Annotated in this window: 11 protein-coding genes and 1 tRNA gene; 5 read left to right on the forward strand and 7 right to left on the reverse strand. The window is 62.7% G+C overall.

Features of this window, described 5'->3' with window-relative positions; translation table 11 throughout:
- The first annotated feature begins 151 nt into the window (after positions 1-151).
- The 3 genes from FJV80_RS05300 to FJV80_RS05310 are packed head-to-tail and all read left to right on the forward strand — an operon-like array spanning position 152 to position 3,113.
- The gene (locus tag FJV80_RS05300; protein WP_142875742.1) at positions 152-1,006 is read left to right on the forward strand and encodes a MipA/OmpV family protein; all 855 of its coding nucleotides are present in this window, start codon (positions 152-154) and stop codon (positions 1,004-1,006) included.
- A 17-nt stretch (positions 1,007-1,023) separates the two neighbouring features.
- Complete coding sequence (locus tag FJV80_RS05305) at positions 1,024-1,791, forward strand: response regulator transcription factor (protein WP_185975144.1); 768 nt, start codon at positions 1,024-1,026, stop codon at positions 1,789-1,791.
- A complete protein-coding gene (locus tag FJV80_RS05310) occupies positions 1,788-3,113 on the forward strand; it encodes a HAMP domain-containing sensor histidine kinase (protein WP_142875743.1) in 1,326 nt (441 codons plus the stop codon). Before FJV80_RS05305 ends, FJV80_RS05310 begins: the two co-directional genes overlap by 4 nt.
- A gap of 87 nt (positions 3,114-3,200) precedes the next feature.
- Here FJV80_RS05310 and FJV80_RS05315 read toward each other — a convergent pair.
- Positions 3,201-3,285: transfer RNA gene (locus FJV80_RS05315), tRNA-Leu, on the reverse strand.
- A 235-nt stretch (positions 3,286-3,520) separates the two neighbouring features.
- On the opposite strand from FJV80_RS05315, the gene lipB reads away from it, so the two are divergent.
- Entirely contained in the window at positions 3,521-4,264 is a 744-nt protein-coding gene (lipB, locus tag FJV80_RS05320; protein WP_142875744.1) for a lipoyl(octanoyl) transferase LipB, read from the forward strand.
- Between the two features lie 20 nt (positions 4,265-4,284).
- Here lipB and FJV80_RS05325 read toward each other — a convergent pair whose 3' ends face one another.
- The 6 genes from FJV80_RS05325 to mce form a co-directional block, all read right to left on the reverse strand.
- Complete coding sequence (locus FJV80_RS05325) at positions 4,285-5,535, reverse strand: site-2 protease family protein (protein ID WP_142875745.1); 1,251 nt, start codon at positions 5,533-5,535, stop codon at positions 4,285-4,287.
- Positions 5,536-6,012: 477 nt separating this feature from the next.
- On the reverse strand, positions 6,013-6,693 hold the full coding sequence (locus tag FJV80_RS05330; RefSeq protein ID WP_019858919.1) for an ABC transporter ATP-binding protein: 681 nt from the start codon (positions 6,691-6,693) through the stop codon (positions 6,013-6,015).
- Positions 6,693-7,979, reverse strand: coding sequence for a lipoprotein-releasing ABC transporter permease subunit (locus FJV80_RS05335; RefSeq protein ID WP_142875746.1), 1,287 nt, complete (start codon positions 7,977-7,979; stop codon positions 6,693-6,695). The genes FJV80_RS05330 and FJV80_RS05335 overlap by 1 nt, the downstream gene beginning before the upstream one ends.
- A complete protein-coding gene (gene proS / locus FJV80_RS05340) occupies positions 7,976-9,304 on the reverse strand; it encodes a proline--tRNA ligase (protein WP_142875747.1) in 1,329 nt (442 codons plus the stop codon). Before proS ends, FJV80_RS05335 begins: the two co-directional genes overlap by 4 nt.
- A gap of 654 nt (positions 9,305-9,958) precedes the next feature.
- Complete coding sequence (locus FJV80_RS05345; protein WP_010910093.1) at positions 9,959-10,243, reverse strand: DUF1467 family protein; 285 nt, start codon at positions 10,241-10,243, stop codon at positions 9,959-9,961.
- Positions 10,240-10,644 carry a methylmalonyl-CoA epimerase gene (mce, locus tag FJV80_RS05350; RefSeq protein WP_095773013.1) on the reverse strand — a complete coding sequence of 135 codons (405 nt, stop codon included), beginning with the start codon at positions 10,642-10,644 and terminating at the stop codon, positions 10,240-10,242. Before mce ends, FJV80_RS05345 begins: the two co-directional genes overlap by 4 nt.
- Before the next feature lie 227 nt (positions 10,645-10,871).
- Here mce and FJV80_RS05355 point away from each other — a divergent pair, with 227 nt between their 5' ends.
- The gene (locus tag FJV80_RS05355) at positions 10,872-11,666 is read left to right on the forward strand and encodes an MBL fold metallo-hydrolase (RefSeq protein WP_245437988.1); all 795 of its coding nucleotides are present in this window, start codon (positions 10,872-10,874) and stop codon (positions 11,664-11,666) included.
- Positions 11,667-11,675 lie beyond the last annotated feature (9 nt).

Below are 11,675 nucleotides of genomic sequence, written 5' to 3' on the forward strand. Positions count from 1 at the left end.
TCTCTTCCAAACATTCGAGCGGCCTACAGGAGCCAAGATCAGGCCAAGATTGCGCAACAAGACTTAACATCACTTCACGCATGCAGCCATTTTCACCTGAAATAGTCCGGATCATCGGGGGCTCTTACTGCCTCTCTGCTCTGGAGCATGCATGTTCAAAATGGTTTCTGGACTCTTCGCCGGCCGGGCCTCTCTCGCGGCGATGGCAATCCTGTTTTCAACGCAGTCGCAGATCGCGCAGGCGGCGGACGCCATCGCCGTCGACACCGAGGATCTGACCCCGCCGCCCGATCCTTCGCGTTTCGGGCGCTTCGAACAGAAACTGGCCGACTGGCATGTCGTGCTGGGCGGCGGCGCCATCATCGTCCCCAAATATGAGGGCAGCAACGAGTTCAAGGTCATGCCGGTGCCTTTCATATCGGCGACATTCCTCGACACGGTGAGGGTAGATCCGACGGGCGCCAACGTCGCCCTCTATCAACACGGGCCGTTCGAACTCGGCGCGCGGCTTGGGTACGACATGGGCCGCAAGGAGGACGTTGCCGATCATCTGCGCGGCCTGGGGGATGTCGACATGGGCGCGGTCGTCGGCGCCAAGGCGGCGGTGAAATTCGGTCCAGCGGAAATCTTCGCGCAACTGGACAAGACCATCGGCGGCAGCGACGGCGTGCAGGGCACGCTTGGCATCGAGGTGACGCGGCCTCTCTCCCAATCGTTGATTGTCGGCGCCGGCGCATCGGTCATCTTCGCCGACGAGAAATACATGCAGGCCTATTTCGGCGTCACGCCGGAGCAGTCGGCTCGCTCAGGGCTGGCGCGTTATGATGCCGGCGCCGGGTTGAAGCGCGCCGATTTTTCGATTTCCGCCACATATATGCTCAATCGGAACTGGATGGTGCGTGGCCAGGCGGGGGTCGGCATTCTTATGGGGGACGCTGCCGACAGCCCTGTTGTCGTCGACAAGGTCCAGCCCTCGGGGATGCTTCTCGTCGGATATCGGTTTTGATGCCCACACATAATACAATGCAGGCCGCGGTAGGCTCCAGCCGGATCGATCTGAACGCCGAGTTCAAATCGCCGAGGCAAGGCCCGCATATCCTCATTGTCGAAGACGATATCGAGATCGCCCGCATGCTCGGCGAGACGCTGACGGAAAACGGCATGATCGTGGAAATCGCCGCCAACGGCGCCCGTATGAACGCCGCGCTTCGCAACCAGAAATTCGATCTCATCGTGCTCGATATCATGCTGCCTGGTGAGAACGGCCTCAGCATCTGCCGCCGGCTTCGTGCGCAAACGAACGTTCCGATCCTGATGCTGACGGCGCTTGGCGAGGAAATCGACCGCATCTTCGGACTGGAAATCGGCGCCGACGATTATGTGACCAAACCGTTCAGCGCGCGCGAACTGACGGCAAGGATAAGGGCGTTGCTGCGCCGCACGGCTTACGCTCCCGACGAACGCGACCGCACAAAGGTGCTTCGCTTCAACGGCTGGCGCCTCGATCCCGTTCGCCGGCAACTGCATGATCCCAGCAATGCGCGGGTTGCGACCACGACGCATGAATTCGACCTGCTGCTGGCGTTCTGCCGCAATGCGGGCCGGGTTCTGTCGCGCGAGGAGCTTCTCAGCGTCACCCATGCCGGGCTTGCCGGCCCGATCGAGCGAAGCGTCGACGTCCATGTCAGCCGGATCCGCCAGAAGATCGAAAAGGACGCGCGCGATCCGGTTCTTCTCAAGACTGTACGGCTGGGTGGCTACATCTTCACCGCCACGGTGGAGGAAGCGTGAGGCGCTTGGTCCGCCGTTTCCTGCCGCAGTCGGTGCGTGGGCAGTTCGCGGCGATCATTTTCATCGCGGTGATCGCGATCATGTCCGTCGGATCGGTCGTCGAGGGTTTGATAGCGAATATCGACCTTCCTGTCGTTGAAGATAGCGCCAGGCGGGCGGCGGTTGTCGCTGCCTTGTTGCGCGAAACACCAACCGAAGCCCGCGGCGCCGTTCTGGCTGCGGCGACGCGCGCCGGCTTTGATTTCAAGATCCTGCCCAGGGAACAGATCAGCGATATTCCAGATTCCTATCTGCAATGGCGAAGCATCGGATGGCTTCTCCAGATCGAGAGCGGCTCGATCCCTGGGCGCTGGAAAAGGATCGGCGGCCAATACGCGTTTGTCATCGATCTGGACCGGCAAAGCGTCCTGGCGCATTTCGGCATGCCCGATTCCTGGCTGACATCAGGCTTCGTCCGTGTCTCGTTCTACAGGTTCATGGCTTTCATCGCCTTGCCCGTGCTGATCTGGCTGTTTGCGGTCTGGGCCGTGACGGAGCCGTTGAAGCGCATCTCGAACGCAGTGGGGGAAGCCGAGATCGAGAATGGCAACGAGCTTTTCGCCGAGCGCGGCTCCATCGAAATGGTCGGCCTGGCGCACGCGCTGAACAGGATGCGAACGCGCATCCGCACCATGATCGAAAACCGCACCCGCATGCTGCGCAGCGTCAGTCATGATCTGCGCACGCCGTTGACCCGGCTGCGGCTTCGCGCCGAGCGCATGGATGACGGCCCCGTTCGAACCGGCATATTGTCCGACGTCCAGCACATCGAAGATCTGATCGACGAAACCCTGACCTATCTGCGCAACGACGTCTCGATGGAAAAGCTGCAGCGGGCCGACATTGCCAGCGTGCTGCAAACCGTCTGCGCCGAATTCTCTGATGTCGGGTTTTCGGTTTCCTATTCCGGGCCGGACAGGCTTCTGGGCTGGTGCAAACCAAATGCGCTGGCGCGCGCCATCACCAATTTGTGCGACAACGGGGTCAAATTCGCCGGCAACGTCACCGTCGCATTGACCCAGACCGACACGGCAGCGCGCATCGCGGTGGGCGACGATGGGCCCGGCATTTCGATGACGGCGCGCTCCCGCGTTTTCGAACCCTTCTTCAAGGAGGACATGTCGCGCGGCGTCGCGTCGAAACACGGTTTTGGTCTGGGTCTCTCGATCGTGGCTGACATCATCCAGGGCCATGGCGGCAAGATCGAGTTGCGCGACAATCAGCCAAGCGGCCTCGTCGTGACCGTCGATCTGCCGAATGGGCCCGAGGTCCGGCCCTTATAGGAAGGGCGGCGCGCCCTATTCAGGGTCTGATGATCCCAGATTGCCGGAGGTTATCTCAAGGCGTCCGAAGGCTTGCTTCAGGAAATTTGGTGCGGTCGAGAAGACTCGAACTTCCACGGGTTGCCCCACAGCGACCTCAACGCTGCGCGTCTACCAATTCCGCCACGACCGCACGTGGTAGGAGCCGGAACCGACCGGCTCGCGGCGTGTAGCAAATCGTTTCCGGCGAAACAAGTGCGCGATGCGCAATAATCTCAACCGATTGGCATATCGGCCCACAGGATCGGAATGAGCATGCGGAACTGGACGTTTGCACCCGATATCGCCATATGGAAGGCGGATGCATGTTGCCCAAAAGTGCGAGGCGGTTTTGGGATCGCGGCACGCACGAACAATAACGAAGACCCATGACAGAACGCAGCCAGATCGCCACGTCGTTCCTGCCTCTCCCCGGATCGGCGCCGGTCGAGTGGCGCATCGAGCCCGGCCTGACAGCCTACCCCGATGCGCTGGCCTTCATGGAAGCGCGGGCCGAGGCGATCCGCAGCGGGGCCGCCGGCGAAATGGTCTGGCTGGTCGAGCATCCCCCGCTCTACACCGCAGGCACCAGCGCCCGCATCGAGGACCTGATCGAGCCCGATCGCTTTCCGGTCTTTGCCGCCGGGCGTGGCGGCGAATACACCTATCATGGGCCGGGCCAGCGGGTCGCCTATGTCATGCTCGACCTGAAGCGGCGGCGCGAGGACGTGCGCGCTTTCGTTGCCGCGCTCGAACAGTGGATCATCGGCACGCTCGCCGCCTTCAACGTGCGCGGCGAACGCCGCGAGGACCGGGTTGGCGTCTGGGTGGTGCGACCCGATCGCCCCGCCCTGCCGGACGGCTCGCCCGCGGAGGACAAGATCGCGGCAATCGGCATAAGGCTGCGGCGCTGGGTGAGCTTCCACGGCATCGCCATCAATGTCGAACCGGAGCTCGAGCATTTCGGCGGCATCGTGCCGTGCGGGGTTCAGGAGCACGGGGTCACCAGCCTCGTCGACCTCGGCTTGCCCGTCGGCATGGCCGATCTGGACCTGGCGCTGAAATCAGCCTTCGAGGATGTTTTTGGTCCCGTGACGGCTTTGCCGGCCGAGGCTGCCCGCAAGACGGGTTGATCCTTTCGGGCGCAACCAGCTCACAGCAACTGCGCCGACGCCCACAGAACGCCGCAGCCATGGATGACGAACACCGCCAGCAGCGCGCCGGCGATGGCGAAGCGGTCGACGGTACCGATAGGCTTCAGCTCGTAACGCGGCTTTACCCCGCTGCCCATCGTCAGCAGGCTGAGGATTGAAAAGACCGCTCCGGTCGCCAGCAGGAAGCCGGAGGAAAAGCCGGCCTGCCAGCCCACCGCCAGGAACGCCGAGAGCAGGAAGAACGAGGCCAGCGCCAGCGCGACCGGCCCCGGGCAGATCTGGCGCAGCACCTGGCCGCCGTCGAACTTCCACACCGGCACCAGATTGGCGATGTTGAACAGGGCCGCACAGCCTGCCAGCGCCGCCAGCAGCGCTGCAGCGCCCTTATGCCCCTCGCTGCCGGCCAGCGCGCTGGCGGCGATGACGATCGGCACCAGGAAGGCGGAAAAACCCGCCCCCATCATCGCCACGAAGGCCACTTCGAAACGGCTGTTGTAGGGCCGGCCGCCAATGGCGATGCCGCCGAGCAACGGGATGAAGATCATCCGCGCCTTGCGGTGGCCCATCAGCCGGAATGCCGCCATGTGGCCGAGTTCGTGCAGGGCCACGACGGACGTCAGGATGGCGGCCAGCGCCAGCCCGCCGAGATGGAGGCCGAAGAACGGCCACAGGATCAGTGCCGACAGCACGGCAAAGCCGACCTGGCTCAGCGGATGCTCGAACCAGCCGCCCTTGCGGTACTGCCCGGTCATCGCCCAACGTTGCAGCTTGGACAGTTCGCGGCGCATGGCGAAGTAGCGGAACACCAGAAAGGCAACGCCGCGGTAACGATCAGTCCGGCCAAGCGTCACCCGCGTGCCGCTGCCTTCGGAAACCAGCTCTGCGGTTTCGCGATAGTCTTTCCAGAACGAGGCATCGAGCGCGGTATCCTCGAGCACGCGCATCGAGAAGCGGCTGCCCTCGACGACATCGTCAAACCGCGCCCTGCGCTCGATCGGCTCCCCGTCGCGGCCTTCCCACGACAGCATGATGCGGTACACACCCTCCCCGTCCAGCGGCTCGGCCGCCAGGATCTCGCCGGACCAGCCGGCATCGCTGCCAAGCGGCCACAGCGCATGCCAGAGGCGCTGGCGCTCCATCGCAATCACGCGGCTGACCCTGACCGTGCGCGAACCAAGCGGCACGGTCATCAAGAGAAAGATCAGCCCGAGATTGCTGGCCACCAGAATGGCCGTGACGATGGGCGACACCTGAATGTTGCTCCCTGCCTGAGTGGCGCACCTTAGCGCCGCGGCGGCAAGAAAGGCTTAACGGGGAAGCGGGTTTCACCCGCCAGGAACGAGGGCGGCGAGAGTCGCCAGATCACATGGCACCGATCCAGATCGCCATGGAAATGAGGAAAGTGCTCATGCAAACCAGTGAGATGACATCCTGAACCAGATCGGTCATAACTCTCTCCTGTTGTTGATATGTTCGCAATTTGTTCTAATTTTGTTTCAATGTCAACGCGCAGAATCCGGGCTCGCCCAGAATCTCCGGGCGATCAGATTGGCAGGGTTAAGGAAAGGTTGACGGCATGGCGCTTATCAACAGGCCACGGCAATGCGTGACGACAGGCCCTCGCCGGGGTTCGAAAAACCTGATGAAATCCGGTCGATCCCATCTTCGTTGAATCGCCGCTGGATCTGTCGATGTTCCGGTCCGTTCGCCCGAATGTCGGCACAGCCTTAAAGCGGCACGACCTTGCCGTCGGCGAGGGTGACGCGCCGGTCCATGCGCGATGCCAGCTCGTGATTGTGGGTGGCGATCAGCGCCGCGAGGCCCGATTGCTTGACCAGCGCGCCCAGCGCCTCGAAGACATAGGAAGCGGTGACCGGGTCGAGATTGCCGGTCGGCTCGTCAGCCAGCAGCACCAGCGGGGCGTTGGCGACGGCACGGGCAATGGCGACGCGCTGCTGTTCGCCGCCCGAGAGTTCGGACGGCCGGTGCGAGGCGCGCTTGCCGATCTGCATATAGTCGAGCAGTTGCGCGGCGCGCTCGGCCGCTTCCTTGCGCGGCAGGCCCTTGATCAGCTGCGGCATCATGATGTTTTCCAGCGCGGAAAACTCCGGCAGCAGATGATGGAACTGGTAGACGAAGCCGACATCGTTGCGGCGGATCGACGTGCGTTCGTCGTCGGAGAGCCGCCCGCAGGCGCGGCCGGCCAGGATCACATCGCCAGCGTCGGGGCGTTCCAGCAGGCCGGCCGTGTGCAGCAGCGTCGACTTGCCGGTGCCGGACGGCGCCACCAGCGCCACCATCTCGCCGCGCTTCAGCGAGAAATCGGCGCCGTTCAGGATGGTGAGCTTGCGCGGCCCCTGGACATAGTGCCGCTCGACGCTCTTCAGCTCGATAATGACCTCGGCCACTACTCGTACCTCAAGGCTTCAACCGGATCGAGGCGAGCCGCCCGCCATGCCGGAAACACCGTTGCCAGGAAGGACAACCCAAGCGCCATGATGATGACATAGGTCGTCTCGCGCGGATCCATCTTCGCCGGCAGCTGGCTGAGGAAATAGAGTTCCGGGTTGAACAGCACCTTGCCTGTCATCCAGGAGAAGAACTGGCGGATCGATTCGATGTTGGTGCAGATGACGACGCCGAGCAGCACGCCGGCAAGCGTGCCGGTGACGCCGATCGCAGCCCCCGTCATCAGGAAGATGCGCAGGATGGCGCCGCGCGAGGCGCCCATGGTGCGCAGGATGGCGATGTCGTGCCCCTTGTCCTTCACCAGCATGATCAGTCCCGAAATGATGTTGAGCGCCGCCACCAGCACGATCAGCGTCAGGATCATGAACATGACGTTGCGCTCGACCTGCAGGGCGGAAAAGAAGGTCTCGTTGCGCTGGCGCCAGTCGACCATCTCGACGGGCCGTTGCGCCGCCTCTTCCACCTTCGGTTTCAGCGCGTCGACATTGTCGGGATTGTCGACATAGATCTCGATCGTCTGTGCGCGGCCATCCATGTTGAAATAGAGCTGCGCTTCGGAGAACGGCATGTAGACGATGGACGTGTCATATTCCGACATGCCGACTTCGAAGATCGCCGCGATCTTGTAGCCTTTCATGCGCGGCGTCGTGCCGATCGGCGTCACGTCGCCATCGGGCGAGATGAGCGTAATGGTGTCGCCCAGCGTCAGGCCGAGATTCTCGGCCATGCGCTTGCCGATGGCGACGCCCTCGCCCGAATCGAAACCGGCGAGCGAGCCCTGCTTGATGTTGTTGGCGACGATGGCGATCTTGCCGAGATCTTCGGCGCGTATGCCGCGCACCAGCGCGCCGGTGCCGCCGCCGACATTGCCTTGCGCCAGCACCTGGCCGTCGATCAGGGGAATGGCGTATTTGACGCCGGGCACGCCATTGATGCGGCCGGCGACCTGGGCGTAGTCCTCAAGCGGCGAATCGAGCGGCTGCACGATCAGATGGCCGTTGACGCCAAGGATGCGCGTCAACAGTTCGGCGCGGAACCCGTTCATCACGGCCATGACGACGATCAACGTCGCCACCCCCAGCATGATGCCGAGGAAGGAGATCGAGGCGATGACCGAGATCACCGTCTCCTTGCGCCGCGAGCGCAAATAGCGCCAGGCAACCGTGCGCTCGAAGAAGGAGAACGGGCCGGCGCCCGCCGATCTTGCCGCCGCCGCCTCGCTCATGCGGCGACACCGAAGCGTTTTTTCGCATCGGCGATCGGCAGCGTCTCGCGCTCGCCTGTCCTGCGATTCTTGATCTCGACCTCGCCGGCGGCCACGCCGCGCGGTCCGACGATCACCTGCCAGGGCAGACCGATCAGGTCGGCGGTGGCGAACTTGCCGCCCGGCCGCTGGTCGGTGTCGTCGTAGAGCACATCCTTGCCGGCGGCGGTGAAGGTGGCATTCAGCTCTTCGCTGACACGGTCGCAGTCGGCGTCGCCCACCTTCATGTTGATCAGGCCGATGTCGAACGGCGCTACGGCGTCGGGCCAGATGATGCCGTTCTCGTCATGGCTGGCTTCGATGATCGCCGCGACCAGGCGCGACGGGCCGATACCGTAGGAGCCGCCGGAAGCGAAATGGTCCTTGCCGTCCGGGCCGGTCACCTTGGCGCCCATCGGCTTGGAATACTTTTCGCCGAAATGGAAGATGTGGCCGACCTCGATGCCGCGGGCCGAAACCTTGTCGCTCTCGGGGACCTTTTCCCAGGCGGCTTCGTCATGCATCTCGTCGGTGGCGGCGTAGGGCGTCGTCCACGTCTTGACGATGTCTGATATCTCGCCGTCATTGGCGAAGTCGGTGTCGGCGCCCGGCACGGCAAGCGAAAGATAGTCGCGATGGCAGAAAACCTGGCTTTCGCCGGTATCCGCCAGGATGATGAATTCATGGCTGAGGTCGCCGCCGATCGGCCCGGTGTCGGCGCGCATCGGAATCGCCTGCAGGCCCATGCGCGTAAACGTCCTGAGGTAGGAGACGAACATCCTGTTGTAGGCAGCCCTCGCGCCCTCGAAGTCGAGGTCGAAGGAATAGGCGTCCTTCATCAGGAACTCGCGCGAACGCATGACGCCGAAGCGCGGCCGCACCTCGTCGCGGAATTTCCACTGGATGTGGTAGAGGTTGAGCGGCAGATCCTTGTAGGACTTCACATAGGCGCGGAAAATCTCGGTGACCATTTCCTCGTTGGTCGGACCGTAGAGCATGTCGCGGTCCTGGCGGTCCTTGATGCGCAGCATCTCCTTGCCATAGTCATTGTAGCGGCCGCTTTCGCGCCACAGATCGGCCGACTGGATGGTCGGCATCAGGATCTCCAGCGCGCCGGCGCGGTTCTGCTCCTCGCGGATGATCTGGCAGACCTTGTCCAACACCCGCTTGCCGAGCGGCAGCCAGGAAAAACTGCCCTGCCCCTGCTGGCGGATCATGCCGGCACGCAGCATCAGCCGGTGCGAGACGATCTCGGCTTCGCGCGGATTTTCTTTGAGGATAGGCAGGAAATAGCGCGACAAACGCATGGACTGGTCCGTGAATGAGAACGGCCACGCCAGAATCGGCGCGACGCAGGCTTGCTTGCCCCGGCTTCATAGCCATTTCATGACGGAATGGAAACCCGGGCATGGCGGCACATCAGCGCGCCACGGCCCGGAATCCTCCGGTTTCCGGACCAGGCCGTGCCGGCATTCGGCGTGCCGAACCTCTTCAGTTTGGGCCGCCAATTCTTTGCGCGCGTCAATCCGGAACATGCCGCAAAGGCTCCGTCGAGCCTTGCTGGTCGTTTCCCAAGCAATGCATGCCATACTATTGTGCAGTGCAGCACGAGAATGCCTGTTTCGAGGCAAAATTCTTCGTGACATTTTCATTCGGCTTGGGCTAGTGTGCCGCGATAACCGAGAGGGCGGAGAAAAATCTGCTCTCCTACGCGGTCAAAGTCTTGGGAGGATGCGATCTAGGCGCGGTTACTCGCTGCCGCCGGAAACCGGAAACAGATCGGACGCGTTTAATTGCAAGGCCTCGTGCCTTGCATTTTTTTTGTGCAATCATCTGGTTAGCGCGGCGTGCTGCAAGGTCACATGACCCAGCGTCAGCAAGCGGTCAGCCGTGAAATATGGCGGCATCTCGATCCGCGTCAGTGGCGCATCGACGTCGTCGCGGCACTCTTGCCGGGCGATCTATTTCGCCGGGGTCTGGCCGAAATCCGGCACGATATGCGGGATGTCGTTGAGGCTGTAGCCGAGCCCGTGCGTCAGCCCATAGAAAATGCCCATGAGGATCGCCGTGGCGATGGTGGTGCGGATCACCGCGCGCAGCATGTGCGGCCCGCGCGGCGCGCTTGGAACCGTGCCCAGTGTCACGTCATGATCGTCGTCCTGCGTCCTGACGCTGAACGGCAGTACGGCGAACAGCACCACCCACCAGGTCGCGAAAAACAGGGCGGTGAACGAAACCCAGCTCATGATTGCTCCAGTTCGATCAGCGTGCCGAAGAAATCCTTCGGATGCAGGAACAGCACCGGCTTGCCATGCGCGCCGGTTTTCGGATTTCCGTCGCCCAGCACGCGCGCGCCGGCGGCCTTGAGCTGGTCGCGCGCGGCCAGGATGTCGTCGACCTCGTAGCAGAGATGATGCATGCCGCCTGACGGGTTCTTCGCCAGGAACGCGGCGATCGGCGAGCCCTCGCCCAACGGTTCCAGCAATTCGATCTTGGTGTTGCCGACATTGACGAACACCACCGTGACGCCATGCTCCGGCAAAGCCTGCGGCTCCGTCACTTCGGCGCCAAGCGTGTTGCGGTAGGCGGCAACGGCAGTAGTCAGATCCGGCACCGCAAGCGCGACATGGTTCAGCCGTCCGAGCATGAGCGAGCTATCTCTCTTCTGTCACTGGCTGGCGTCATACGTCAAATCAGCTGAGATCAACAGCCATTCACGAGGCGCGCACTGTCGCACGTTGGTGAACATTCTGACGAATCACGATCGAGGCTATTCCGGCCCGCAACCGCAAAGTACAAACGGCAATGTCTTACATCCGCCCTGCCCGCGCCCGCGTTTTCACCTTCGATCTCGGCTCATTCAAGATTGCCGCCTTGCTCGACGCTGTCGATGTTCGCGACAACCTCGCGGCAGCGTTCGCGGCCAGACAGCCGCCAACCGCGGTGCATCAACTCGCGGTCTCGAACTTCATCGACCGGGATCGATTCGAACATTGTTTCATCCCGACGCTGATCGACACCGGATCCGAAAGGATCCTGTTCGACACCGGATGCGGCGATGAGGGCAGTTCACTCCTGGACTGCTTGAAGGACCTTGGACTCGGGCCTGATGATATCGACGTGGTGGTCATCACCCACGGGCATCCGGACCACATCGGTGGGCTTGTCAGCAACGGCAAACCCGTTTTCGGCCGGGCACGCTATGTGTTCGGCAAAGCTGAATTCGCTTTCTGGACCGAGGCAACAGCGGTGCGCCCGGCCAGGTTGGCCAACCGTGATCTGTTCCGGCAGATTTGCACCGGACTGGCCGACCGGGCAACGTTCATAGCGCCTGGAGATGAGGTGTTGCCGGGCATTACCGCCGTCGACGCGTCAGGCCATTCCCCCGGCCTGCTGGCATTTCTCGTCGAAAGCGGCGGCCAGCGATTGCTGATCTGGTCGGATGCGTTCCTGCACTATGTCGTGTCCATCCAGCATCCGGAGTGGCATGCGGATTTCGATGATGACAAGGAACGGGCGATCGACACCCGCAAACGTTTGCTGAAGATGGCGGCGGAACAGCGCCTGCTGGTCGCCGGCCATCACATGCCGTTTCCTGGCTTGGGCTACATCGAAGCGGTGAACGGCTCTTGTCGCTGGCTTCCGGTCAGCTACCAACTGAACGTCTAGACCAGCGAA

This window comes from Mesorhizobium sp. WSM4310 (genome assembly GCF_007003935.1).
GTDB lineage: Bacteria > Pseudomonadota > Alphaproteobacteria > Rhizobiales > Rhizobiaceae > Mesorhizobium.

Excerpts from the sequence above, each read along its gene's own strand:
- FJV80_RS05300 (WP_142875742.1), top strand. The coding sequence starts at position 152 with ATGTTCAAAATGGTTTCTGGACTCTTCGCCGGCCGGGCCTCTCTCGCG.
- FJV80_RS05305 (WP_185975144.1), top strand. The coding sequence starts at position 1,024 with ATGCAGGCCGCGGTAGGCTCCAGCCGGATCGATCTGAACGCCGAGTTC.
- lipB (WP_142875744.1), top strand. The coding sequence starts at position 3,521 with ATGACAGAACGCAGCCAGATCGCCACGTCGTTCCTGCCTCTCCCCGGA.
- FJV80_RS05335 (WP_142875746.1), bottom strand. The coding sequence starts at position 7,979 with ATGAGCGAGGCGGCGGCGGCAAGATCGGCGGGCGCCGGCCCGTTCTCC.
- proS (WP_142875747.1), bottom strand. The coding sequence starts at position 9,304 with ATGCGTTTGTCGCGCTATTTCCTGCCTATCCTCAAAGAAAATCCGCGC.
- FJV80_RS05345 (WP_010910093.1), bottom strand. The coding sequence starts at position 10,243 with ATGAGCTGGGTTTCGTTCACCGCCCTGTTTTTCGCGACCTGGTGGGTG.
- mce (WP_095773013.1), bottom strand. The coding sequence starts at position 10,644 with ATGCTCGGACGGCTGAACCATGTCGCGCTTGCGGTGCCGGATCTGACT.